Consider the following 23324-nt stretch of genomic DNA (forward strand, 5'->3'; position numbering starts at 1 on the left):
GGAGAGCATGAAGCCGAGACCCTGGAGACGATCCGCGAGAACGCCAATCGACTCGTCAGAAGAATGTCGGATCCCCGTTATTGCTGGCGTGGGACGTGCTCATGCCGAGCGTTGATTGTGGGGTAAAGCGTCACACGCCTCCAGGCATGCTCGCAGCCAGATCACCTCATCCTTGCCTGTCAGGCCGGTAAGGCGGCCCAGCGCCAGCGCGGCATCGATCAGCGGTAGGTTGGGCGGTTCGGTCGGTCCCGAGTCCACGATCTGGGCGGCGATCTGCTGGGTGGCCTGGAGGGCTTCTTCCACGAGCCCGAGCGTGAACGAGATCGGGTTGGCCCAGTTGAGGTCGCCGCTCGAGACCGTTCCAGTCTTCGTCGTTCGATCGAAGGTCAGGACGAACTGCTCGCTGTAGCGGTTTTCAAAATAGCCGTGATAGAGCCTGGGAGTGTCGGTGTTCCGGAGCCCGGGGGGCGCACCGCATCGCTCGTGGTGTGTGTTGTACGCGGCGAAAACGAGGCCGGCGCCGTCGGATTTCTGACCCTTCGGTCTTGCCATCGCGGTCGGTCCCTTCCTGTAAATTTGCGATGCTCATTGGAATGGATGTTTCCATGGTTGCAGTCGTGAGCTGCGGTCGCCAGGTCCGAGCTCGCCGAGACTTATACTCGCGTTCATTCTTCACAATAAATATGGTGGCCGCTTCTCCTCGCGTTCATCATTCTGTGGTAGGTTACGACTTCCCCATCTCTCTTTGTATTGCGGCCCCTGTCATATTCGTGACTGATTTGGATCGGGACTGCCGCACCGGATGGGGGTATTTGACGCTCTTTGAAATCATCTCATTCGTTTGGAAAGGGGACGCCGTCATGTCCAGGACGAGAAGTGGGTTCACGCTGATCGAACTTTTGGTGGTGATCGCGATCATCGCCGTCTTGATCGCGCTGCTGCTGCCGGCCGTGCAGGCGGCGCGCGAGGCCGCGCGGCGGTCGCAATGCGTCAACAACCTGAAGCAGATGGGGTTGGCCGCGCACAATTTCGAGTCGAGCAACGGCTACTTTCCTCCGGGCTTCGGACCGACGCCCACGATCGGGGTGCCGCTTTATCCTCGCCCCACTGCCCAGGTCCAGATCCTCCAGTATCTTGAGAACTCGAACCTCTACAACACGTTCAATTTTCAATTCAATCTCAACGGAATCAATAACAATAAAACCAGCGACGCCAACTACACGGCCGGGACTCAGTTGATCTCGGCCTATGTTTGCCCTTCGGATCCCTCGAACGTGAGGTTCGCCGGAATCTTGGGGTACGATAATTATTTCGCATCGATCGGTGGGACTGCTTGCGCGGAGCTTGGCCCTCCGCCGGCCGGGTACGCCGCGGGCAAGACCGAGACGAACACGGCGGTCGCTGGCATCTTTAATGTCACGCTGGATTATGGGCAGCCGGACAAGTTGCCCAATGGGGACTTCAACCCCGAGTATCTCCGCGTCTCAGGTAAGACCTCAATCGCCACCGTCACGGACGGCACCAGCAACACGACGATGTTTGCCGAAACGGTCCGTTCGGTGGCCTCGGCCAACCTTGATACCGAAGTGCCGGCGAAGAGTTACTTGAACGTCTTCGGTATTGCCGCGGGGAGCTTTACCACGAGCGTTCTCCCGCCGCTCGCGACCTGCACCGCGGGTGCTCGCTTGAAGTATCGCGGTCAGCAGTATTACCGGGGCATCGCGCCCATGACCTTCTTCAGTCACACGCTGACCCCGAATTCGAAATTCTATGACTGTGCGAACAGCAGTGACTATATCTGTGCTCATATCGGGGCTCGTAGCACCCACTCCGGCGGTGTGAACGTGGGCTTCGCCGATGGGTCGGTTCGCTTCATCAAGGATTCGATTAGCCCTACGACTTGGTACGCACTCGGAACGCGTGGCGGAGGCGAGGTCGTGAGCGCGGACTCTTACTGAGCCCGTCGACGACTGCATATTATAGCGATTAATGATCGGTTGATGCCGAAAATGGCCTGACGGGGGGGCGGGTGGTGGTCTCTGCCGCCCTCGATTCCCCCCCCGCTCTCTCTTTCACTCGCCCGGCTCTCAACTTCCCACATTCAAGGAGTCCCATGAGACCTTGGATCCGACGTGCCAGTGTGAGACTCTTTGCATCTCTGACGCTTCTTGGCCTCATGGGTTGCGGCTCGAAGAATGTCGATTTCACTCCCGACCAGGTTGAGGAGTCGAGGCTGCGCGAGGTGAGTCAAGTGCTTCGAGAGTATCAATTGTTCAATCCCAAGCCGCCGAAGTCCGTGAAGGACATCCAGGCGTCCGCGGGGAGTTCACCCGGCGGCTTCGAATTGATCAAGAGCGGTGAAGTCGTCGTTTGTTGGGGCGCGAGCTTGCCCGACACGAAGGAGGAGCCAGGCTCCGGGGACTCGAAAGAGGTGCTTGCCTACCTCAAGAAAGTTCCTCAGGAGGGAGGGCTTGTGCTCATGCTCGACCGAACCGTGCGGAACATGACCGCCGAGGAGTTCAAGGCGGCTCCCCAAGCGGGAACTCTTGCTCCCGCCAAGTGAGGTTCGCGATCCCGGCGAGTGGGGAGTGTGAGCACCCCCCTACTCTGTCATGATGAGAGAAAGCAAAAAAAGAAGATGGTGGGCCGTGCCCGCCCAACGGGTAATTGAACGCTGAGGATTGCTTCGCTATGACCAGGTTCAAGGTTCTTCTCACGCCTCTCCTGATGTTCGCCGCGGCCGGGGTTTCGGCGGTTGCGGCCGAGCCGACTCGGATCCGGATCCTCAGTTACAACATCCACCACGGCGAGGGGACGGATCAAAAGGTCGACCTCGAACGGCTCGCTCGGGTGATCCTGTCGGTCAAGCCTGACGTGGTCGCGCTTCAGGAGGTCGATCGGGGTGTGAAGCGGACGAACAAGGTGGATGAGCCGGCGGAGTTGGGCCGGCTGACGGGCATGCGGCCGATCTTCGAGCGGAACATCATTTTCGAAGGGGGAGATTACGGCAACGCCATCCTGAGTGGTTTGCCGGTCACCAGCCATAAGAATATTCCGCTCCCTTCCCACTACGTCGGTGAGCAACGCGGCGCTCTGGTTGCCGAGTTGACTGCCCCCGATGGCCGCACGCCGTTTCGGTTCATCGCCACGCACCTCGACTACCGTGGCAATGACGGGGAACGCCGAGATTCGGTCAAGCGGCTCGAAGAAGTGGCCCGTGAAGCGCCCGATCGCCCCACGCTCCTCGTCGGTGACCTCAACTCCTTGCCCGACAGCGAGGTGCTCACTCAGTTCGAGGTCAACTGGAAGCGTTCGACGTCGACGCCGCTGCCGACCTTTCCCTCGGATAAGCCGACCCGCCAGATCGACTATGTCCTCTTCCGCCCCGCCTCGCGCTGGAAGGTTGTCGAGAACTGGGTGCTGGACGAACCGGTGGCCTCGGACCATCGGCCGTTGCTGGTCGTGCTTGAACTGGTGAATTGATTCGGGCGTGCGTTGTTGAACCCACGATTGATTGAGGTGGTTGCATCACGACTTCCAAGGGATCATCGATCGCGCGCCTCCGAGAGCGGATTGATTCCCCGGTCGGTTGGGGGGAATCTCCAACCGACCGGGTCGTTCGCCGATTGACAGGCGCCAGTGGTGATCTAGACTTGTGGAGTGCGAAGGAACCGTGATCGGAGGATCATTTCTCAATGATCACTGGTATTCTGGTTCGGGATGAGAAATCCACGCAGCCTCTTATCGGTCGCCGATCCCCGGATCGGGGCAGCGGGGACTTCTCGCAAGAAGTTTCGAGGGTTGCCCGATTTTCGTCAAGCTGTCCCGTCGGTAGGTCGGCATGGCTACGGAGGCGCACAAATGGGGGGGGATTTCGACGGGTATCAAGCGCTCAAGGGAGTGAATGATGGCGAGAGTCCTTGTGGTCGATGATTCCAGGTTCAGCCGGAATTTGACAGCGCGTATCCTTCGCGAGGCTGGGCATGAGGTTGTCGAAGCCTCGGACGGCGAACGTGGCCTGGAGGCGGTTCGCGAGCATGAGCCCGACTGTGTCGTGCTCGACCTCCTCATGCCGGTCCTTGACGGGCCGGGCTTTTTGAGCCGACTCCGGGGTGAAGGATCGGTTCTTCCCGTCGTGGTTGCCAGCGCCGATATCCAGATTAGCTCACGGCTCCTCTGTGAGGAACTGGGGATCAGTGGGTTCGTGAATAAGCCGGCCCGCGCCGAAGAACTCTGTCCTTGCATCGAGCGGGCCATTCGAGGCTCGTCGGTGGGAGAGCCTCGATGAGACTGGATCCGTATCAAGAGGATGCGCTCCGGGAGGTCATTAATATCGGCATCGGCCGTGCCGCCGCCACGCTCAGCGAACTGATGGGGACCCGGATCGAGCTCTCGATCCCGAGCATCGCGGTCTACGAGTTCGACGATTGGCTCGGGCAGGGTGGCGCGGGGGGGATGGGTGTGGCGGTCGTCCAGGACTTCGAGGGCCCCTGCTCCGGGCGGGCGGTCCTCGTATTGCCCCTGGACAGCGGTCTGCGCATGGCACAGATCCTCGGTGGAGTGGAGGACGGCTCAGACGAGTTAGACCTCGAGTTGAGCGGGATCCTGGCCGAGGTCGGCAATATCATGATCAACGCAGTGCTCGGCTCGCTGGCCAACGCCACGGGGGCCCGGCTGTCCTACGGCTTGCCCGAATTCTACAGCGAACCGGAGTTGGCCTTCCTCTCGACGCCGGTCGCCGGTGAGGGCGTGAGAGGGATCCTGATTGCCGACACCCATTTTCATGTCCGACAATTCGCCGTCCGGGGCTCACTTCTGATCGCCTTCGAGCGGGGTGGGATCGAGGTCTTGGTCCAGGCGCTCTGCGCCACGGAATCCGACTCCCGGGAGGTTCGATGACCGACGAGGGCGTGACGGTCGGAATCCATCCGGGGCTGGCGGAATCCCTCGACTTGATGCCGCTGGGTGCCTGCGTGATCGACGTTGACAGGACCGTCCGTGTCTGGAATCGGACCCTCGTGGAATGGACCGGAATCTCCCGCGAGGAAGCCGTCGGCATGGACCTGGCCGAGCGCTTTCCCGCGCTCCGGGGGAATCGGATCGGGGGGCGGCTCCAGCAGGTGTTCGAGGCGGGGAGCCCCGCCGTCTTCTCCGCGGCGATCCACAAGCAATTCCTCGCTGTTCCCACTCGGCTCGGTCCGCCGGGAAGTCTGATGGTCCAGCAGACCCAGGTGCGTCTGCTCCCCGGCCGATCGACGCTGGCCCTGATCACGATTGGCGACGTCACCTCCGAAGCGTTTCAGCTTGCCGCCCTCCGCGCGGAGCGGGCCCACCTGGTCGCCGCTCAGGCCGAGCTCCTGCGGTTGATGGAAGCGGCCGAGGCCGATCGACGACGCGTGGAACGGCTTCATGTCGAATTGCAGCAGGCGCACGTCTCGCTGGAACGGAAGAACGCCGAGCTGGCCGAGCTCGCGGCGACGGACGCCTTGACCGGCCTGGCCAATCGCCGACGGTTCCGAGAGGCGCTCGAGACGGCCTCGGCATTGGCGATCCGCGACGACCTGCCCCTCTCGTTGATGATGCTTGATATTGATGAATTCAAGAGATATAACGACGAATATGGCCACATCGCCGGCGACGAGGTCTTACAGGGTTTGGCCGGTATCTTTGGTGCGAGTCTCCGAGTCTCCGACACCACCGCGCGGTACGGCGGCGAGGAGTTTGTCGTCCTGTTGCCGAGGACCGATGCCAGGACCGCCCGGCTGGTGGCCGAGCGACTGCGGGCCGATATCGAACGCCACGCTTGGCCGTTGCGACGTGTGACGAGCAGCGTCGGGGTCGCCACGCTTGCCCCCTCGAGCGCGGGCGCGGCCGAGTTCTTGAACCAGGCCGACCGGGCGCTCTATCACTCCAAACGGCGGGGACGCAACTGCGTCTCCCACTACGAGGACCTGGCGTTGCTCACGGCCAGGCAGGAACCGCGCAGCGCCCCCGATCTGAACCCGCAGGGAGACGCCGACCCGGCGGCCTGGCGACAAAATGAGGAAAATCCGCAAGGTGCCTCCGCATCCGACGGAAAAATAGGGAAAGATTGCCTGGGCGCCGAAGCGCCCGAGGAATCGAATGGAGGGTTTACCCACCTCCGCGCCTACCCCGGTCCGCCTTCGGGGAGACAGGCCAACACGGCTTGATTGGTTTCCGGCCATCGTCGAGGCCGCCAAGAAAGCGGGCGCGGATCCACGTGAGGTCCTCCAGGTTCGCGGGCTCATTGCCGCCCCTGCGGGGCTGCAGATTGCGTGCATGACTTCTCTGACTCACAACCAGCAGGCCGAAGAGGACACGTGAGCGACCTGGATGGCAGCCTCAGGGAATTCCTGGACGAGACGTACGAGAACCTCGGTCAGTTGGACCTCGATTTCGTGGCGATCGAGGCGAACCCCCACGACCGGTCGAACTTGCTCGGGATTGCGCGCACCCTGCATACGCTCAAGGGGACTTGCGGTTTCTTCGGCTTCGCCAAGCTGGAAGCGCTCGCCCATGCGGGTGAAGACTTGCTTCACCGGTTGCGCGACAGCTCGCTCAACCCTGACGCCGAGTTCATCGGGGCGATGCTGGACCTAGTGGACGCAATCCGCCGGATCCTTGCCCATATCGAGAAGACTCATGAAGAGGGGGACGACGACAACTCGGCCCTGATCGCCCGCCTGACGACTCGGGAGCTCGATTCGTGTCCCCGCGAAGCGGCGAGCCGCGGGCCTGACGAGTCGCCCCTCGGTTTGTCGCGAGCCGTCGAAGCGGGGCCGCCCCAGGCTGCCTCTCGCGAATTCCGCGCGGGGGAGGCCGCCAGCGCCACCGTGCGGGTTGGCGTTGGGTTGCTCGATCGACTGATGGATATGTCCGGTGAGTTGGTCCTGGCCCGCAACCAGCTCATGCAATACGCCGCGACGAGCGACGATCCGCGGTTGCTGGGTTCCCTGGGCCGGATGAGCCAGATCATCACCGAGTTGCAGGGGAGCGTGATGAAGTCGCGGATGCAGCCGATCGGGACCATCTGGGATCGAATCCCACGCGTGGTCCGCGACCTGGCGCAGTCCTGCGGCAAACGGGTCCGGATCGAGTTCGAGGGCCGGGAAACCGATTTGGACCGGACCGTTCTCGAGGCGATCAAGGACCCGCTCACCCATGCCGTGCGGAACGCCGTCGATCACGGCATCGAAACGCCCGAGGAACGCGTGGCGGCGGGCAAGCGCGCTGAGGGTTGCCTGCGGCTGCGGGCCGCCCACGAGAGTGGCCGGGTCCAGATTGAGCTCATTGACGACGGGGCCGGCATCGATCCCGAGCGGATTCGCGACCGCGCCTTGAAGCACGGTCTGCTCACCCGCGAAAAGGTGGATCGCCTGGGCGATCGCGAGTTGCTCCAACTCCTCTTTCTGCCCGGTTTCTCGACGGCCGAGCGGATCACGAGCGTATCGGGGCGCGGGGTCGGCATGGACGTGGTGAGGGCCAACGTCGAGCGGATCGGCGGGTCGGTGGAAATCCGCAGCGAGCTTGGGGTGGGGACGACCGTCGTGATCGTGCTTCCTTTGACGCTGGCCGTCATCCCTTCGCTGATCGTCAGCGAGGGGGACGACCGGTACGCGATCCCCCAGGTTGTGATCCGGGAGCTGGTCCGGATCGAGGAAGCGGGGGCGGGCCGAGGCCGAGGGGTCGAGACCTTCCACGGATCGCCTGTGTTTCGGCTCCGAGGAACGCTGCTTCCCTTGGTCGAGCTCGGGCGGGCGTTGGCGAGGCCGGAGCGGCGGCTCGCCCTGGATCGCGACGTCCTGAACATCGCCGTGCTTCAGGCCAACGGCGCGAACTTCGGGCTGGTGGTCGATCGGTTCCATGACATTGAAGAGATCGTGGTCAAGCCACTCGACAAGCATTTGAAAAATGTTGATGTTTTCTCGGGTGCGACCGTCCTTGGGGATGGAAAGCTCGCGATCATTCTTGACGTGCCAGGCCTGGCACGGAAGGCGGGAATGGCCGGGAAAGCCGACCAAAGCGCCGCGCCCCTGCCCGATTCCTCGACCGCCGGGGCTGGAGGCGAGACGGCCTCGACCTTGCTCCTCTTCGAGCTCGGCAACGGTCGGAGGATGGCCGTCCCGCTCGACCTGGTGGCCCGGCTGGAGGAGATTCCGGCTTCGGCCGTGGAGCGGGCCGACGGCCAGGAAGTCCTCCTGCATGATGGCCGGCTGATCCCCCTGCTCCGCCCCGATGGCGATCCGGTCGTCACCGAGGCCGCGGTCCGAGGGGCCGAGATCCTCAAGATCATCGTCTGTCGCGTCGGCGACCGCCGGCTGGGCTTGGCCGTGGACGCGGTCCACGACATCGTCCGGACCACGTTGCGGGTTCATCATTCGGAACGCAAGCAGGGAATCGAGGGGGCGGCGATCATCGAGGGACGCGCCACCGACCTGCTCGACCTGCCTGGTTTGATCCGGGCCGCCGCTCCTCTCTTCTTCGTCTCGCCCGACTCCGATTCCGCGCTTGCCGCGGCGGAGGTGTGAACCTATGACGACGCATCGCCAACTCTGCACGTTTCGCCTGGATGACCACCTCTACGGTGTGGACGTGGCGCGGATTCTGGAGATCCTCCGAGCGCCGGCGGTGACCGGAGTCCCTCTGGCCTCCTCGTCGGTCCGCGGTCTGATCAACCTTCGCGGCCAGGTGATCACGGCCCTCGACCTGCGGTATCGCCTGGGGCTGGGTGCAGCCTCGACGGACTCGGCCCTCATGGCCCTTGTGGTTCGGGACGAAGAAGACGCCGTCATTCTGCTTGTCGATCATGTCGAGGATGTCCTCGAGGTGGATGAGGCCGGGTTCGAGACCACGCCCGACACGCTCCCAGGCGCGGCCCGAGCGCTGATCCAGGGGGCCTACAAGCTGGAGGACCAACTCCTGCTGCTGCTCGACATCGACGAGGCCGTGAAGCTCGCGACCGATTCCCCGGAGTTCCTCGCATGAATCCCGATTCCCAGGCCGACGTCCGTGGCGCGGGGCGGCTCTTCCAGCTCCGCAACCTGACCATCCGCTCGAAGCTCTTCCTCCTGATCGGCGTGTTCGCGGCCGGGTTCGTGGCCTTCGCCGCCTACGCCTACAGCACATTTGAAGCGGTCAAAGTCAATGGATTGCTCTATAGTAAAATTAACTTGATGCAGGAGATGGATAGCGACTACAAGCCGGCTGTGGCCACCATGGTGGAACCGCACACGCTGACGCGCCAGCTCGTGAGCCTTGATGATCAGGCGAAGCTCCCCGCGTTGATCGAGGAAAGCCGGAGGTTGCGGAAGGTGTACGAGGATCGCTATCAGTACTGGAGCAAACAGGCGCTCGAGGGGGAGCTCAAGGAGGCCGCGATTGTCTCGGCGTACCTCCCGGCGATCGCCTACTTCAAGATCAGGGACGAGCAACTGATCCCGGCCGTTCTGGCGGGCGATCGCGACGGGGCTCGTAAGCTTCTGGACGGCGAGATGAGCCGGCTCTATCACGACCATCGACTCGGGGTGACCAAGGTCAATCAACTGACCAGCGCCGCGATCAAATCGACCGAGAAGGAAGCGGCGTTGTTCCTCCAACGGCGGCTGATCCTTTTGCTCGGGCTGGGAGTCGGCCTGCTCGTGACGGTGGTCGGATTCTCCCTCTGGATCGTCCGAGGGATCACCCAGCCGTTGAACCGGACCATGCAGGTCCTGGGCGCGGTGGCCACCGGCGACTTGACGGATCGGCTTCAGGAGATATCCAGGGATGAGGTCGGCGTGATGGGACGGGGCTTGAACCAGGCGCTGGATCGGATGGAGGGCGCCGTCCGGTCGATCGGGCAGAACGCCCAAGGCTTGGCCGGTGCCGCGGAGGAGCTCTCGGCCGTCAGCCGGCAGATGAGCGACAACGCGGATGAGACCGCTTCGCAGGCCAACGTCGTCTCGGCGGCCTCGGAGCAGGTCAGCGTGAGCGTTCAGACCGTCGCCGCGGCCGTCGCGCAGATGGGGGCGGTCTCCCGGGAGATCGCCAAGAGCGCCGGCGAGGCGGCGGGCGTCGCCGAGGGGGCGGTCCGGATGGCCGAGGCGACCAACACCACCGTCACCCGGCTCGGTCAGAGCGGCGCCGAGATCGGCTCGGTCGTCAAGCTCATCACCTCCATCGCCGAGCAGACCAACCTGCTCGCCCTCAACGCGACGATCGAGGCGGCCCGCGCCGGCGAGGCTGGCAAGGGTTTCGCCGTGGTTGCCAGTGAAGTCAAGGAACTGGCCAAGGCCACGGCCAAGGCGACCGGAGAGATCGGCCAGAAGATCGAGGCGATTCAGCGCGACACCGCGGGGGCCATCGCCGCGATCGGCCAGATTGGTGGCACGATCTCCCAGATCAGCGACCTTCAAGGCACGATTGCGGGCGCCGTTGAGGAGCAGACGGTGACGACCAGCGAGATCGCCCGAAACATCGCCGAGGTGGCTCAGGGGAGCTCCGAGATCGCCCGGACCATCCTGGCCGTCGCCGAGGCCACTCGCGGCACCTCCGAGGGGGCTGCGCAGACCCAGTTGGCGGCCGCGGAACTCGCCAGGATGGCGACCGAGCTTCACGGCCTCGTCGCCCAGTTCACTTACGATCGGGCCGACGAGGAACAGCGACCGGGAGCCCACGGGGGGGATGGCGGACGGCGGCTGCTCTCATCGCGATTCCCCATGAGAAATCCGGCCCGCCTGAACGGGCAAAGCCAGGGCGGTTTTTATGTTCGCAATTAAAATGGATGTTAGCGTCTGGATGTTGCGAAGCCGTCTGCGTTCGGGGGGATCACAGGCCGAGCGATCAGGGTGGCTGGGGGCCGTACTCGGACCCAGGTCTTTTGGCTCGCCTACCGGGGTCCGAGTACGGACCCAGCCACCCAGGCATGGGCAATTCAAGAGTGAACTGCTGTAGATTCTCGGAGGGATCTCCTGATGCGCGTGCTCATCGTCGATGACTCTCGGGCCGTTCAGTCCATCCTCACGCGAATCCTGGTGGGCCTCGGCTTCGAGGTCCACGTGGCGAGCCATGGTCGGGAGGGGCTCGAGCGACTCGCCGAGATCGACCGGATCGCCCTGGCGCTGGTGGACTGGACCATGCCTGAAATGAATGGCCTCGAATTTGTCCGCGCCGTGCGTACTCGTCATGAGTATGATGGCCTGAGGCTGATGATGGTCACCGCGGAGACCGACATGGACCGGGTGGTCGATGCGCTCGAACAGGGTGCTGATGAGTACCTGATGAAGCCATTTACCAAGGACATGATTGTCCAGAAGCTAGAACTTTTGGGGATGATGTCCGCATCGACCGATCCTCTCCCGCAGCCGCCGTTGACCCGATGAGCCTGTGCCTCGAGGATCACCTGACCGAGCGGAGCCGAACCCGAGCCATGCGAAAGCTCCGCGTCCTCATCATCGGCGGTTCCGTCATCGTCCGCCGGACGGTGGCCGATGCCATTGAGGCCGACCCCGCCCTGGAGGTCGTCGGCGTCGCCGCGGGCGCTCGCCTTGGCCTGGCGATCATCGAGCAGGCCCACCCCGACCTGGTCGTGCTGGGCGCGGTGCTGCTGAGGGGGACCGTTCCGGAACCTTGGCGACGATCCGCCGCGAGCACCCGCAACTCGCCGTCGTTCTGTTCGGCGACGAGCGCGAGCCGCGCCGCGATCTCTCCACGACCCCCGGGCGGCTGGAGGCGGCGATTCACGGGGTCCCCGACGGGCTCATTCCCACGATCAAGCGACATGGCGTCAGTACTGAGGGTTTGAGCACCCCCCGGACCGTCGCCCCAATGGTTCCTGGGAGGATCGAAGTCTTGGTCATTGGCGCTTCGACCGGGGGCCCCGATGCTCTCTCCCGGCTCCTGTCGTCGCTTCCGGCCGATTTCCCGGTCCCGATCCTCATCGTGCAGCACCTCCCGGCCAACTTCACGCGGTACTTGGCCGACCGGTTGGCGCATCAGTCGGCCTTTGAAGTGCAAGAGGCGACGTCCGGCGATCGACTTCTCCCCGGCCAAGTTCGGCTGGCACCGGGGAACGTTCATATGGTGATTGCAAAAGATTTCCAGGGGCCCTTCGTTCAGTTCAATGAAGATCCGCCGGAGCAATCGTGTCGGCCGTCGGTTGACGTCCTGTTCCGCTCGGCGGCGGCCGCCTTCGGGCCGACTGCGCTGGCGGTTGTTTTGACCGGCATGGGCCGAGACGGACTGGCCGGGTGCGTGGCGATCCGTGCGGCGGGCGGTCAGATCCTCGTTCAAGACGAGGCGACCAGCGTCGTCTGGGGGATGCCCGGCCACATCGCACGCGCCGGCCTGGCCAACCTGGCCCTGCCGCTCGACGCGCTGGGACCGGAGATCGACCGGCGGTCGCGTGAGGGAATGCCGGCGCGGCGCAGGACCGGGGGAGAATCCGAGGAGGCGCCATGCCGTTGAGCCGAGCCGACTTCGACTTTGTCCGGGACCTGGTCTGCTCGCGATCGGCCATCGCGCTCCCCGCGGAGAAGCTGTACCTGGCCGAGGCTCGCCTCGGTCCGCTGGCCCTGGCCGAAGGATTTGGATCGATCGCCGAACTCCTGGGCCAAGTCCGCGCCCTGCCGGGCGGCGGCCTGCCTCAGAAGGTGGTCGAGGCCCTGGCCACTCACGAAACCTCGTTCTTCCGCGACCTCCATCCTTTCGAGGCCCTGCGCCGGGACATCCTCCCCGAGCTCATCCAGCGGCGGTCGGCCGAGCGCCGGCTCGAGATCTGGAGCGCCGCCTGCTCCAGCGGCCAAGAGCCTTATAGCATCGCCATGCTCTTACGCGAACATTTCGCGGGCCTCCCCGGCTGGACCGTCTCGATTCTCGCGACCGACATCTCTTCCGAGATCCTCCGGAAAGCAGGCGAAGGCCGCTACAACCAGGCCGAGATCAACCGAGGCCTGCCGGCGCGGTTGCTCGTCAAGTACTTCCGCAAGCAAGGGACCTCCTGGCAACTCACCGACGACATCCGCCGGATGGTGGAGTTCCGGGCGTTGAACCTGATCGAGCCTTGGCCTCGTTTGCGTGCTCCGGACATCCTCCTGCTCCGCAATGCCCTGATCTATTTCGAGACCGAAACCAAGAAGATGATCCTGAGCCGGATCCACCGAGTGCTCCGCCCCGACGGCTACCTCTTCCTGGGCGGAGCCGAGTCCACCCTCGGTCTGGCCGACGCCTTCGAGCGAACGGACCACGAGCGTGCCGGTTGCTATCGATTGCGTTAACTATGTGTAAATTAGAATTGTCGTTAAGTGATTGGAGTTTGTTGTGAGGAGACATTGTGTCTCTCGATTGTCTGAATTTTTCGAGACTGTAGCCACGTTGCCGGGTGTTTGTTGTCAGCCGGAAGACAGGGAGCTCACGCTCCCCGCTCGCCTTTGTCTGGCGAGCGAAGACCAACGACCAAGAGACGGCACCGATCGTGGTGCAACGGATTTCGCTCGCCTGGAAGGCGAGCGGGGAGCGTGAGCTCCCTGTCTTTGAGTCTTCGCGTGGGGTGGTTCTTTTGACACTGTGGTAGCGGAAACCCCGTAACGTGGCGTCAGTGTCAATTATTCTTGGATCATCTGCGTCACGACGCTCGAGGAGATCGCGATTCAAATGCCGAACGTGGCGAAGCCGGAATGACAGTCTCCATTCATGCCGGGGTCTCTGCTGTTCCACTCCCGGCCGATCGAGATGCTCGGGATCATTGCATTCGATCAGGGCCGGGGAGGAATCGCCCCTTGCCGACGTGGCCGAAGACGCTCAGAGCTTGAGCCCCTTGCGGGCGATTTGCACCTTGAGGGCCTCGCTGACCGCCTGATCGAACCCCGTCGGGTTCTTGGCGGATTGCTTCTGACGCTCCTCGAGAATGAACGCATCGCGCTTCTTCGCGAGCTCGAGGATTTGCTCGCGGATCTTCTTGCGCTCTTCGATCTTGCCCGCGATGACCTTCTTACGCTCGTCGGCCGAGAGCTTCTGGAGTTCGTCGGGCAGCTCGTCCTGCTTCAGGGCGTCGAGCTTGACCGTCCCGTTCTCGACGCCTTGGATCAGGTCGCTATCGTCGTAGGCTGCGGCGTTGATCGCCTTGTTGAACGCACGTTCGGCCCGGGCTGTCGCCGGGGCGGCCAGGGCGACGTTCCCCTCGAGTTTTCTATGGGCTGCGGCCTTGTTCGATCGAAAGGCCAGGCCGCTCAGCATGCCCATGCCGCCGCCGTAGGCCATGTACGTCTCCCCGACCTTGGTCCCGAGCTGGGAGAGTTCGGCGTCGAACGGCGTGGCGATGGCCACGACGCCCCCATCCTGGGCGATCGCGAAGTATTGCCCCTCGCCCGCGCGACAGATCCGCCTCCAGACGTCGCCGGTTCCTGGCAGATCGCCGCACTGGATGGTGTTGACGATGATCCCGGCCTTCACGGCTGCCGACGCTGTGGTGATCGTGTCGGGTTCGTTGCCGTAGTCGTCGTGGGGCGGTGCGTCCCCGACCAGGAAAAGGATCTGGGCGATGTTGCTGGAGCGGGGCGACCAGCCGGCTTTGTGGACGCCGTCGGCAAGCGCCTGCCGGACGTCCTCCGGGGTGTCTCCGCCCCCGTCGGCCTTGTAGGCCATGAGCGTGCTGTAGACCTTGTCGAGGTCCCGCGTGACGGGGAGGACCTGCGTGACGTAGGCATCCTCGTGATCGCGGTAGGCGACCAGGCCCATCCGGACTTCCGGCTTCGCGGGCGACTTCATGACCTCGTTGACGATCCCCCAGATTTTCTGCTTCGCTCCGTCGATCAGACCGCCCATCGAGCCGGTGGTGTCGATCACGAAGACCAGCTCGATCGTCGGCTTACCGCCGGCGACGTCCTTGACCTGCCCGGCCGGATCATTCTGGGCCCGAGCGGCCGTGGTCGCGAGCAAGACCGCTCCGCCGATGAGCAGACGCTTTGCAAGACGCATGGGTCGCCTCCCGAAGTCGAGCGAGTGAAGGATGTGAGCCGGCTATCGGATTAACGGATGCCAGCACAGATCCTTAGACGAGGGGAGCGATTCCTCGGTTCCAGGCGCGCGAGGGCCCGGATCTTTGCGACTCCCGACCGGCCTTGTAGGATGGACCTCATCCGCAAGACAGGCCAGATGACTCAGGCCGCCACCGCTTCCCGAGGTCCCCGCCCATGAAACACCTGCTTTCGGCCATCGCGCTCGGCCTGCTGGCCATTCCCCCAGCTCACGGCGAGGGGGTTCCCCGCCCTTACATCGAGGCACGCGACTACTCGAAATGGGAAAATGAGGTCGCCGCCTACGAGGCGTCCGACGGCCAGACTCCCAAGGGAGGCATCCTTTTCATCGGCTCTTCGACGATCCGGCTCTGGAAGACGCTCGCCGAGGACTTCCCGGAGCACAAGGTCATCAACCGCGGCTTCGGCGGCACCGAGATCGTCGATGCCACCCACTTTGCCGACCGCCTGATCTTCCCCCACGAGCCCAAGCAGATCTTCCTCCGGGCCGGTGGTAATGACATCCATGCCGGCCGCACCCCCAAGGCCGTGGCACGCGACTTCAGGGACTTCGTCAGCGTCGTTCACGCACGCCTCCCCAAGGCGGAGATCCTCTACATCAGCGTCAGCCCCGCGCCCGCACGATGGGGCGAGTCGGATAAATACCGGGAGCTGAACCGGCTGATTCGGCAGATGGCCCTGGAAATGCCGCTCGTTGGTTTCGTGGACACGTACGACATGGTCCTCAAGCCCGACGGCAGTGCCATTCCCGAGCTGTTCGTCAAGGACAGGCTCCACTTCTCGCCGGAAGGATACAAGCGGCTCAGGGAGCGTGTCCGACCGTTTCTGACGCCGTAGCAGGGAGGGGGGCGAGGAATCCGAATGCAGCCCGCCCGAACGGGTCGCCGGGATCGACCGCGCGAACCTTTGAGGGGTGAGTGCCTGTCAGCGCAGGCGATCCTGTTGAGATTCATCGATGCGTCGCGCGATTTCAAAGGGAATCTATGAACTGGTCGCCACCCACCCTGGCCGACGTCCTGCGGGCCAAGGCTTCGATCGCCCCCTACCTGCGTCCCACCCCGACGCTTGAACGCCCTTCACTCGATGCGGTGTTGGGTTGCCGGGCTTATGTCAAATGCGAGAACCTCAACCCGACCGGGGCGTTCAAGGTGCGGGGCGGGATCAACCTGCTCTCGACTCTCGACGACGAACAGAAAGCCCGGGGGGTGCTGGCCGCCTCGACGGGCAACCATGCCCAGTCGGTCGCCTATGCGGCGCGGCTGTTCGGAATCAGGGCGATGATCTACATGCCCGAGGCGGCCAACCCGATGAAAGTGGCCGCGACCCGCGCCTTCGGGGCCGAGGTCGTGCTCCACGGGCGTGACTTCGACGAGGCGCGACGGGCCGCCGACGCGAGGGCCAGGCAGGAGGGCATGCGTTACGTCCACTCGGCCGACGAGCCGCTCCTGATCGCCGGCGTGGGGACCTATGCGTTGGAGTTGTTCGAGGTCGCGCCGGATCTGGACGTCCTGTTCGTGCCCGTCGGGGGCGGAAGCGGCGTCCTGGGCGCGGCGGTTGTGGCCCGGGCAGTGAACCCGAAAACGAAGGTCATCGGTGTCCAGGCCGAGGGGGCGCCCGCGGTCTACCTCTCATGGAAGGCGGGGCACCGGGTGGTCACGGACGAAGTCTCCACGTTTGCTGAAGGGCTGGCAACCCGCGAGCCGTTCGACCTACCGCTCCAACTGCTGCCCAAGCTGGTCGACGAGATCATGCTGGTGAGCGATGCCGAGCTGGAAGCGGCGATCCGCCTCCTACTCGAAACGACGAGCCAGGTTGCCGAGGGGGCCGGAGCCGCGGCGGTCGCCGGCGCCTACCAGCGACGCGGCGAACTGGAAGGCAAGTCGGTCGGTCTGATCCTGAGCGGCGGGAATCTCGGGATGGCGACCTTGAAGCGGATCTTGGAAGTTTGACAGCCTCATCAGTATTGAATAGATGATGAATTATGTTATGTCAAATCATGTAGTTTTTGCGTTTTCCTAGGTGGCCAAGGAGAACATCGAAAACAAGATGATCTGACACCGAATTGTTCCCTACCGGATGCCCCGTCGCGCCTGCTCTCGTCACTCGGGCAGGAAGGGTGCTGAGGGCCGGGGCCCGGGTCGACGTCGTCGGCCCGGCCGAGTCCCCCGGGCCCTGCCCCGCGGAGGTGGCGATGGCCGGCGGTCCGGCCGGGGGATCGTCCCCCGGGATCCCCTCCCGGCTTACCAGCCGCGGGAGGAGAGGTCGGCCACCTGTGGCCGTTCCAACTCCTCATAGTCGCGATAGCTCATGCGGATCGCCTCGTGGTGGGTGTTCCCCTCGAAGACGATCCGTTCGTCGCGCGTGAGCGACTCGTCGACCAGCGTCGCCAGGCCGTACTGCGAGCCGAACGGCGGCAAGGCGCCCCGCTCGCAGTCGGGAAACAGCCGGGCGAACGCCCCCTCGTCGGCCAGGGCGACGGTGGCGGCCTGGAGCACGCCCCGGGCCTTCTCCAGATCGACATGGTGCGTGGACGGTAGGACGGCCATCACGTAGCGGCCGTCGGCCTCGAGGACCACGGTCTTGGCCACCTCGTCGCCCGGGACGTGGACGGCCTGGGCCACTTGCTGGGCGGTGTAGGTCGTGGAATGCTCCAGGACCTCGAAGGCCCGCCCACCCCGGCTGAGGAATTGCTGGATGTTCATGATCCACCTCCGATTGATGCGTCGGTGCTTGGGTCCCCCTTGCACGCTCGCGGCCGGCGACCGGGATCGGCGCGGGATGGGACGTCGCGGCCCCTGCGAGCGAACTGATCGCCTCGGTGTGATCGCCACCGACCGCACGGAAGGGACTCGGGACGAGGTCGGCGATCGGCGGCTGGGCCGTAGCCGTGGTGCCTCGACGCTGGCGGCACTCCGCACCGCGGGCTCACGACCCGGGGCAAATCAGCACCTTTTGATGCTACCGCCGAGGCCGCCTCCCGACAAGCAGGTACCCGGAGCCGCTGCATACTCGTGCGCAGATCGAGTGGCCAGGCACCCCAGTTGGGAGATCTGGGGAATTCAGTGAAAATGGGTGGCCAGCCGTAAACCTGGACGGATTGTCCAGGTTTCCCGCTTTACCTACTATAGGTGCCTAGATCGAGTGGCCAGGCACCCCAGTTGGGAGATCTGGGGAATTCAGTGAAAATGGGTGGCCAGTCGTAAACCTGGACGGATTGTCCAGGTTTCCCGCTTTACCTACTATAGGTGCCTGGCCACCATTCCTTCCATTCCCTTTGGGCCGGGAAGCGTCACGGTTCCGAACCCGTGATGTGCCGCCCGGCAGTTGTCTCAGCTCAATGCCGAATCGACCGCCACGGTGTTCGGGCTTCAACACCGTGGTAGGGTTCTGGTCGATGGCAAGAGAAGGGAGCTTGGACGAAAGTGAAACCCGTCCCCCGTGTTTCGGGGGGACGCCGTCAGGCTCGCTCTCGGCAAGGACTCATCTGAACCCGCCGCCCATCCCGCCACCCATGCCTATCGATTGCTGAATCGATTGTAATTCCCGCTGCTCCAACTGGAGGCGTTTGCTGAAAACAATATATTTTGCTTTGATCTTTTCGTATTCCTTTCGTGCCGCTTCGGCCTTGGCCTGTTGGGTCTCGTCGTCGCTGGCGGCGAATTCGGCAGTGGCGAGAGCGTCGATGGCCTTGCTCAACGGGTCTTGCAGGAGGTTGAGCTGAGCCTGAAGGAGCTGGGTTTCGATCCGTGCCTTCTCGATTTTCTCGAGGGCGTCCTGCCTGTCGGCTGCTGTGGGGCAGGTGAAACGGCGTTCGGAACCCGCATCCCCGTAACCCGGCTCTTCCCCAGTTCAGCGGCCCGCGCGATGATGTCTGCCTTCTTCTTGGCAATGAACTCACTCAAGGCATTGGCCTCTTTTTCAGAGAGGTTTGCCTCAGCCTTCAAGCCCTGCCGTCCCTGAACCATCAATGCCTCTCGGAGGATCGTTTTGTCGACGTCCTGCGCAATTTCTATGAGCTCGAATTCGATACCCGGACTCTGCGGCTGCCTCGATGCCTGCTGTGCGAGCGCTGGTGCACAGAGAAGGAGGAGGACTAAGGCAAACGCGGCTAAGCTCTTCATGGGAGACTCCTGTAAGGGGTTGGGGAAGCCCGATCGTCGCAGGGCTTGGCTTTGCAGACCTCGGTTCTCAGCGCGGCAGATCGCATCAATCCTCAGTACGGCCCCTGCCCTGTCCTTCGGCCTGCGGTGCAGGCTGAGCGGCTTGGGGATCGTTGTCCCGTTCACGTCGCGAGGCGAAATAACAGGCAACCCAGCCGCCAGCGAACGCCCAGAGCAAGGCTTCCAGCGCCTCGCCGATCCGCTGATACTCGGGGACGTTCGGAGTCATTGCGCCGCCAAATCCGCCGCTCGTTTCTGTCGCACCCACGATCCCAACAGGGACGCTTTGGAACCCTCCACCGGTGCCGCCGGTCGGGGTGGGTTGGAGGACGTCTGCGAGATAGGTGAAGAGGTTCGGGGCCAGGAGATGCGGCCCGATCCTCTGGTCCACCCACGGGGCGTAAAGCAGAATCAGGTAACCCCAGCCCAGTGTGGCGAATCCTGACCAGTAGACCCGCCGCATGCCTCGCTCCAAGGCAACCCCGAGAAGCGAACAGATCATCACAAAAAACGTGATCGAGGTCATCGCCCCAGCCCAGGACGCAGAACCACTCCGGATCGCGGCGAAAGCGACGGCGCTGATCGCCACGATGAGGATAATGTGGGCGATCGTGATCCGAGGGCGTTTCATGAGAGCGGCTCCGGAAGGGTTTGAGATGTGTCCATGGTAACGGAGCGCGGGGTCAGAGTCCTACGTATTTCGGGTTAAGGCGCCCAGAAATCACTTCATCGTTTCCCTGCAATGGCCGCCTCGGCACTTTGCTGATGAATGATTCTGTGTTAGAGTTGATTCTTAATTGAAATACTTTGGTGGCCGAGAATAATGTGATCTGGCGTCTGAGTGTTTGGATCGAGCCGCGCACGCCGCGCAGTAAGCGGTCCCAGGCTGACGTACCGAGATGCAGAGCCAGAGCGCAACCAGATTGCTTGCATTACGGAAGTAAATCACGCTAAACGAGTTTCATTCACGGCCAAGCGGTGATACTGTAGGATTAGGGGCGGTCATTTTTAAATGTGGAGACGAGCCTTGCGAAAGCCCAGGCCATTCGCCACGCCCCCTGTGCAGTTTGCGCTCTTGGGGTTGGTGATCGCGGTGGTCCTTGTGGCGTGCGTGCTGGGAGCCGCCGCCGCCTTCGCAAGGGAGCCAGTCAGCGCGCGGAGCGTTCTCGCGGGGTGGGCCGCGCTCTACGGCATCCCATCCGCAGTCATTTTCGGGAGGAGTGTCCCATTCAGGAGGGTGGTCAGAGTCGCGGGGAGGATCATCCTCTGGGGTTCACCCGTCGCTTGCCTCACTGGTTTGCTCAGCTTTGCCATGAGTGGTTACGTCGGCTTGGTCGGAGGCTTCTGCTTGATGATGCTCGTGATCGGGTGGGGGGCACTCTTTGCGGCCGCTTTCTCCTCAGACAAATCTGGAACGCATCAAGATGGACTCGACCCGTTGTCTCTCTCCCTATAAGTTCCGTCGATAGGCCTGCCTCCCCCCCCCCTCCCCGCGGATCAGGATGCGAACGCGGGTGATCGTCTCGGTCGCTTTGCTTGTTTTCCTTCTGGGCTGGTAGGGATCATGGGTTTTCTTTCGTGGACAGGTCCTCGACCCGCCCCGCCGCCTGGCAAGATCCGATTCGAGTGATTGGTGAGCTCACGAGGCGGAAAATCGTCGGAGAAAACGAGAGATGAAGACTCAAGAACCATTGCCAGGCCCCGGCCGCTTTCAATGGAACAGGGGAGGCTGGTTCGGCGGACAACTCGGTTGCACGGCATGGATGTTGGCCGGGGCCGTTGTGCTTGCGCCCCATGCCGCGGTGCTCGCGGGCGTATGGTTGGGCTGCTTCGCGGTCGCCAACGTCGTCGGCAACCGGCTTGTGGCGGCGTCGACACCGGATCCGGCCTTACCCGGCGCTCCAAGCCCTGTTATTCGTCTCCGGAGTCAATGGCTTGGTCGCGTTGGTCGCTCTTCATGGACTTCGCCCCGGGCTCCGCATTACCCGGCCGATGGGTGTCCGGCTGGCGGACGACCCGTGGATGATCCCTTGTTTGTTTGCGGTGATTGTTACTTTAATGATGTATTGCTGGTTTATGGAGTGGGGTGCAAGGAAGGAGAGGTCGCGGTCCCAGGATGAGACTGACCCCTTTGGGTCCACCTGAGCCACGGACTCGCTCCGAGAAATCGTTGTCCTACAACTCAAATGTGACCTACAGTGAATTTATGAGCACCAGCCGCATCACCACGCACATTCTCGACACGACCTGTGGACGACCCGCAATCGGCGTGTCCGTCCGGTTGGAAGTCCAGGGTCCCCATGGTTGGCTTGGAATTGGCTCCGGCGTCAGCAATGAGGATGGGCGGATCATGAATCTAGGCCCGGCCGAGTTGGCGGTTGGGAACTACCGGATCGAAATCGATACCGGCGCCTATTACCAGCGGATCGAAACGGAATCCTTCTTCTCCTCCGTTTGCCTGAGCTTCACTCTCAAAGATCCCGCCCAGCACTACCATGTGCCTTTGCTCCTCAGCCCGTTCGCCATTTCTACATATCGAGGCAGTTAACCATGACGTCGTCATCGGGCTCAATTCTGGCCGACACCGCGGCAAGCGAGAAGATCGTTCTGGGGAAGAACCAGTACGGAAAGGCCGGCAACCACGTCGTTCGGATCACGAGCGACACCGCCCGTCACGAGATTGAAGATCTGACCGTCATTTCCCAGTTGCGCGGGGACTTCGAGTCTTGCCACACCGAGGGGGACAACAGTCATTGCGTGGCCACGGACACCCAGAAGAATACGATCTTCTCCTTCGCACGCGAGGGTGTGGGGTCCCCGGAGGCTTTCCTCCTGCGCCTGGGCAAACACTTTACCACCAGCTTCGAGTGGGTGAGCGGCGGCCGATGGGCCGCGGAGCAGTTCACCTGGCAGCGGATCCAGGTCGACGGCAGTGAGCATCATCATGCCTTCGTGCAGAACCGAACCGAAACCCGTACCGCCGTGCTTCTGATCGACAAGGACGGCCCGCACCTGGTGGCCGGACTCAAGGATTTGACCGTGCTCAAGTCCACCGGTTCGGAGTTCCATGGCTTCCCGCGGGACAAGTACACCACGCTGGTGGAGACCCACGACCGGATTCTCTCCACCGACGTGGCGGCCCGCTGGCGGTATAACACCACCGACCTGGATTTTAATGCCGTCTATGCCGATGTCCGGCGAATTCTTCTGGAAACCTTTGCCAGAGTTCACTCGTTGGCGCTGCAGCAAACACTCTTCCAGATGGGCAAGAACGTGTTGCAGGCCCACCGCAACATTGTGGACATCCGATTCTCCATGCCGAACAAGCACCACTTCGTCGTGGACCTGGCGCCGTTTGGCCAGGACAACCCCAACGTCGTCTTCTGGGCGGCCGATCGTCCTTTCGGGCTGATTGAGGGGACTGTCAAACGCGAGGACGCAACCGATGATCTCTGGGAATCCATCGTCGGCTTCTGCTAACTTTTCTGAACTGTTCAACCCTTTGGAGATGCCGATGTCCGACAAAAGTGAAGGGGCTGTGCGCCACATTGTCTGCGATCGAGTGACGAAGCCGCTGCCCCTTTACTCGCATGCGACCGTTCACAACGGCGTCGTCTACGTCTCCGCCCTCCAAGGTTTCATCCCGGGGACGTTCGATTTTCCGTCCCCGGCCCCCGCGGATCAAGCGCGGCAGGCGCTGGCAAACCTGAAGGTGATTCTTGAGCAGGCGGGATCGAGTCTGAGCCACGTCCTCAAAATCACCATCTTCATGACAGATATGCGGGACTTTCCCAAGATCAACGAGGTGGTCAACGAGGTGTTTCCGGAGTTACCTCCCGCCCGGAGCTCGATCGCCGTGGCCGAGATTCCGCGGGAAGCGAAAGTTGCCATCGAGACCATCGCGGCGCTGAGAGACGCGTGACGAGCGAGAGGATGTTCAGATCACCAAGTCGGGATCAGTCTGGCGTAAGCATCGTGAAAGCCAGGCACGAAATCCGGGAGTCTTGTGAGTCTGTCGCAAGGAAACCGGGCCGTCTATCTGCCCCGGAGGCCGAATTTCGCGGGTGAAACTCGTTCTGGCCGCTCTGCGGCCTCACCCGCCGGAGAAGACGACGCAGAGCGTCGCGGACGG

General features: G+C 63.1%; 24 protein-coding genes. 18 read left to right on the forward strand and 6 right to left on the reverse strand.

Annotation, left to right across the window (positions count from 1 at the left end):
- Window positions 1-99: 99 nt before the first annotated feature.
- Window positions 100-552 (reverse strand): hypothetical protein, encoded by a 453-nt coding sequence (locus BUS42_RS25700; protein ID WP_074311810.1) that lies wholly within the window; start codon window positions 550-552, stop codon window positions 100-102.
- 308 nt (window positions 553-860) lie between these two features.
- On the opposite strand from BUS42_RS25700, the gene BUS42_RS25705 reads away from it, so the two are divergent.
- The 13 genes from BUS42_RS25705 (at window position 861) to BUS42_RS25760 (ending at window position 13274) form a co-directional block, all read left to right on the forward strand.
- A complete protein-coding gene (locus BUS42_RS25705) occupies window positions 861-1958 on the forward strand; it encodes a DUF1559 domain-containing protein (protein ID WP_074315323.1) in 1098 nt (365 codons plus the stop codon).
- A gap of 155 nt (window positions 1959-2113) precedes the next feature.
- A complete protein-coding gene (locus tag BUS42_RS25710) occupies window positions 2114-2563 on the forward strand; it encodes a hypothetical protein (protein ID WP_143206508.1) in 450 nt (149 codons plus the stop codon).
- A 128-nt stretch (window positions 2564-2691) separates the two neighbouring features.
- Window positions 2692-3483: an endonuclease/exonuclease/phosphatase family protein gene (locus BUS42_RS25715; protein WP_074311814.1), complete on the forward strand. Its 792-nt coding sequence runs from the start codon at window positions 2692-2694 to the stop codon at window positions 3481-3483.
- A 424-nt stretch (window positions 3484-3907) separates the two neighbouring features.
- Window positions 3908-4288, forward strand: coding sequence for a response regulator (locus BUS42_RS25720; protein WP_074311816.1), 381 nt, complete (start codon window positions 3908-3910; stop codon window positions 4286-4288).
- On the forward strand, window positions 4285-4899 hold the full coding sequence (locus BUS42_RS25725; protein WP_074311818.1) for a chemotaxis protein CheC: 615 nt from the start codon (window positions 4285-4287) through the stop codon (window positions 4897-4899). The genes BUS42_RS25720 and BUS42_RS25725 overlap by 4 nt, the downstream gene beginning before the upstream one ends.
- Complete coding sequence (locus tag BUS42_RS25730) at window positions 4896-6191, forward strand: sensor domain-containing diguanylate cyclase (RefSeq protein ID WP_254053796.1); 1296 nt, start codon at window positions 4896-4898, stop codon at window positions 6189-6191. Before BUS42_RS25725 ends, BUS42_RS25730 begins: the two co-directional genes overlap by 4 nt.
- Before the next feature lie 150 nt (window positions 6192-6341).
- Window positions 6342-8549, forward strand: a complete 2208-nt coding sequence (locus tag BUS42_RS25735; RefSeq protein WP_074311820.1) for a chemotaxis protein CheW — start codon at window positions 6342-6344, stop codon at window positions 8547-8549.
- Between the two features lie 4 nt (window positions 8550-8553).
- Entirely contained in the window at window positions 8554-9006 is a 453-nt protein-coding gene (locus BUS42_RS25740) for a chemotaxis protein CheW (RefSeq protein WP_074311822.1), read from the forward strand.
- Window positions 9003-10778 (forward strand): methyl-accepting chemotaxis protein, encoded by a 1776-nt coding sequence (locus BUS42_RS25745; protein WP_074311823.1) that lies wholly within the window; start codon window positions 9003-9005, stop codon window positions 10776-10778. Before BUS42_RS25740 ends, BUS42_RS25745 begins: the two co-directional genes overlap by 4 nt.
- A gap of 195 nt (window positions 10779-10973) precedes the next feature.
- A complete protein-coding gene (locus BUS42_RS25750) occupies window positions 10974-11381 on the forward strand; it encodes a response regulator (protein WP_074311824.1) in 408 nt (135 codons plus the stop codon).
- 47 nt (window positions 11382-11428) lie between these two features.
- A complete protein-coding gene (locus BUS42_RS45380) occupies window positions 11429-11803 on the forward strand; it encodes a response regulator (protein WP_254053797.1) in 375 nt (124 codons plus the stop codon).
- A 47-nt stretch (window positions 11804-11850) separates the two neighbouring features.
- Complete coding sequence (locus BUS42_RS45385) at window positions 11851-12465, forward strand: CheB methylesterase domain-containing protein (RefSeq protein WP_254053798.1); 615 nt, start codon at window positions 11851-11853, stop codon at window positions 12463-12465.
- Window positions 12456-13274: a CheR family methyltransferase gene (locus BUS42_RS25760; RefSeq protein WP_074311825.1), complete on the forward strand. Its 819-nt coding sequence runs from the start codon at window positions 12456-12458 to the stop codon at window positions 13272-13274. The genes BUS42_RS45385 and BUS42_RS25760 overlap by 10 nt, the downstream gene beginning before the upstream one ends.
- Window positions 13275-13797: 523 nt before the next feature.
- On the opposite strand, the gene BUS42_RS25765 is transcribed toward BUS42_RS25760, so the two are convergent.
- Window positions 13798-14973, reverse strand: coding sequence for a vWA domain-containing protein (locus tag BUS42_RS25765; RefSeq protein ID WP_074311827.1), 1176 nt, complete (start codon window positions 14971-14973; stop codon window positions 13798-13800).
- 215 nt (window positions 14974-15188) lie between these two features.
- Here BUS42_RS25765 and BUS42_RS25770 point away from each other — a divergent pair, with 215 nt between their 5' ends.
- Together BUS42_RS25770 and BUS42_RS25775 are read left to right on the forward strand one after the other, a co-directional pair.
- On the forward strand, window positions 15189-15869 hold the full coding sequence (locus BUS42_RS25770; RefSeq protein ID WP_074311829.1) for a GDSL-type esterase/lipase family protein: 681 nt from the start codon (window positions 15189-15191) through the stop codon (window positions 15867-15869).
- A gap of 146 nt (window positions 15870-16015) precedes the next feature.
- Window positions 16016-16981 carry a threonine ammonia-lyase gene (locus tag BUS42_RS25775; RefSeq protein ID WP_074311831.1) on the forward strand — a complete coding sequence of 322 codons (966 nt, stop codon included), beginning with the start codon at window positions 16016-16018 and terminating at the stop codon, window positions 16979-16981.
- A gap of 291 nt (window positions 16982-17272) precedes the next feature.
- On the opposite strand, the gene BUS42_RS25780 is transcribed toward BUS42_RS25775, so the two are convergent.
- The 4 genes from BUS42_RS25780 to BUS42_RS25790 all read right to left on the reverse strand — a co-directional run bounded on the left by BUS42_RS25780 (window position 17273) and on the right by BUS42_RS25790 (window position 19823).
- Window positions 17273-17734, reverse strand: a complete 462-nt coding sequence (locus tag BUS42_RS25780; RefSeq protein WP_074311833.1) for an aminoacyl-tRNA deacylase — start codon at window positions 17732-17734, stop codon at window positions 17273-17275.
- A 778-nt stretch (window positions 17735-18512) separates the two neighbouring features.
- Entirely contained in the window at window positions 18513-18728 is a 216-nt protein-coding gene (locus BUS42_RS42105) for a hypothetical protein (RefSeq protein ID WP_083670631.1), read from the reverse strand.
- On the reverse strand, window positions 18725-19153 hold the full coding sequence (locus tag BUS42_RS25785; RefSeq protein WP_083670633.1) for a hypothetical protein: 429 nt from the start codon (window positions 19151-19153) through the stop codon (window positions 18725-18727). Before BUS42_RS25785 ends, BUS42_RS42105 begins: the two co-directional genes overlap by 4 nt.
- A gap of 85 nt (window positions 19154-19238) precedes the next feature.
- Window positions 19239-19823, reverse strand: a complete 585-nt coding sequence (locus BUS42_RS25790; protein ID WP_074311835.1) for a hypothetical protein — start codon at window positions 19821-19823, stop codon at window positions 19239-19241.
- 1575 nt (window positions 19824-21398) lie between these two features.
- Between BUS42_RS25790 and uraH the strand changes: the two genes are divergently transcribed.
- From uraH to BUS42_RS25815, 3 genes are read left to right on the forward strand one after another with little or no spacing between them, the layout of a single operon-like run.
- On the forward strand, window positions 21399-21740 hold the full coding sequence (uraH, locus tag BUS42_RS25805; RefSeq protein WP_074311839.1) for a hydroxyisourate hydrolase: 342 nt from the start codon (window positions 21399-21401) through the stop codon (window positions 21738-21740).
- Between the two features lie 2 nt (window positions 21741-21742).
- Window positions 21743-22672: a factor-independent urate hydroxylase gene (gene pucL, locus BUS42_RS25810; protein WP_074311841.1), complete on the forward strand. Its 930-nt coding sequence runs from the start codon at window positions 21743-21745 to the stop codon at window positions 22670-22672.
- Window positions 22673-22706: 34 nt separating this feature from the next.
- Entirely contained in the window at window positions 22707-23114 is a 408-nt protein-coding gene (locus BUS42_RS25815) for a RidA family protein (RefSeq protein WP_074311843.1), read from the forward strand.
- Window positions 23115-23324: the final 210 nt, after the last annotated feature.

The sequence above is a fragment of the Singulisphaera sp. GP187 genome (assembly GCF_900129635.1).
Lineage (GTDB): Bacteria > Planctomycetota > Planctomycetia > Isosphaerales > Isosphaeraceae > Singulisphaera.

Excerpts from the sequence above, each read along its gene's own strand:
- BUS42_RS25700 (WP_074311810.1), bottom strand. The coding sequence starts at position 552 with ATGGCAAGACCGAAGGGTCAGAAATCCGACGGCGCCGGCCTCGTTTTC.
- BUS42_RS25705 (WP_074315323.1), top strand. The coding sequence starts at position 861 with ATGTCCAGGACGAGAAGTGGGTTCACGCTGATCGAACTTTTGGTGGTG.
- BUS42_RS25710 (WP_143206508.1), top strand. The coding sequence starts at position 2,114 with ATGAGACCTTGGATCCGACGTGCCAGTGTGAGACTCTTTGCATCTCTG.
- BUS42_RS25715 (WP_074311814.1), top strand. The coding sequence starts at position 2,692 with ATGACCAGGTTCAAGGTTCTTCTCACGCCTCTCCTGATGTTCGCCGCG.
- BUS42_RS25720 (WP_074311816.1), top strand. The coding sequence starts at position 3,908 with ATGGCGAGAGTCCTTGTGGTCGATGATTCCAGGTTCAGCCGGAATTTG.
- BUS42_RS25725 (WP_074311818.1), top strand. The coding sequence starts at position 4,285 with ATGAGACTGGATCCGTATCAAGAGGATGCGCTCCGGGAGGTCATTAAT.
- BUS42_RS25730 (WP_254053796.1), top strand. The coding sequence starts at position 4,896 with ATGACCGACGAGGGCGTGACGGTCGGAATCCATCCGGGGCTGGCGGAA.
- BUS42_RS25740 (WP_074311822.1), top strand. The coding sequence starts at position 8,554 with ATGACGACGCATCGCCAACTCTGCACGTTTCGCCTGGATGACCACCTC.
- BUS42_RS25745 (WP_074311823.1), top strand. The coding sequence starts at position 9,003 with ATGAATCCCGATTCCCAGGCCGACGTCCGTGGCGCGGGGCGGCTCTTC.
- BUS42_RS25750 (WP_074311824.1), top strand. The coding sequence starts at position 10,974 with ATGCGCGTGCTCATCGTCGATGACTCTCGGGCCGTTCAGTCCATCCTC.
- BUS42_RS45380 (WP_254053797.1), top strand. The coding sequence starts at position 11,429 with ATGCGAAAGCTCCGCGTCCTCATCATCGGCGGTTCCGTCATCGTCCGC.
- BUS42_RS25760 (WP_074311825.1), top strand. The coding sequence starts at position 12,456 with ATGCCGTTGAGCCGAGCCGACTTCGACTTTGTCCGGGACCTGGTCTGC.
- BUS42_RS25765 (WP_074311827.1), bottom strand. The coding sequence starts at position 14,973 with ATGCGTCTTGCAAAGCGTCTGCTCATCGGCGGAGCGGTCTTGCTCGCG.
- BUS42_RS25770 (WP_074311829.1), top strand. The coding sequence starts at position 15,189 with ATGAAACACCTGCTTTCGGCCATCGCGCTCGGCCTGCTGGCCATTCCC.
- BUS42_RS25775 (WP_074311831.1), top strand. The coding sequence starts at position 16,016 with ATGAACTGGTCGCCACCCACCCTGGCCGACGTCCTGCGGGCCAAGGCT.
- BUS42_RS25780 (WP_074311833.1), bottom strand. The coding sequence starts at position 17,734 with ATGAACATCCAGCAATTCCTCAGCCGGGGTGGGCGGGCCTTCGAGGTC.
- BUS42_RS25785 (WP_083670633.1), bottom strand. The coding sequence starts at position 19,153 with ATGAAGAGCTTAGCCGCGTTTGCCTTAGTCCTCCTCCTTCTCTGTGCA.
- BUS42_RS25790 (WP_074311835.1), bottom strand. The coding sequence starts at position 19,823 with ATGAAACGCCCTCGGATCACGATCGCCCACATTATCCTCATCGTGGCG.
- uraH (WP_074311839.1), top strand. The coding sequence starts at position 21,399 with ATGAGCACCAGCCGCATCACCACGCACATTCTCGACACGACCTGTGGA.
- pucL (WP_074311841.1), top strand. The coding sequence starts at position 21,743 with ATGACGTCGTCATCGGGCTCAATTCTGGCCGACACCGCGGCAAGCGAG.
- BUS42_RS25815 (WP_074311843.1), top strand. The coding sequence starts at position 22,707 with ATGTCCGACAAAAGTGAAGGGGCTGTGCGCCACATTGTCTGCGATCGA.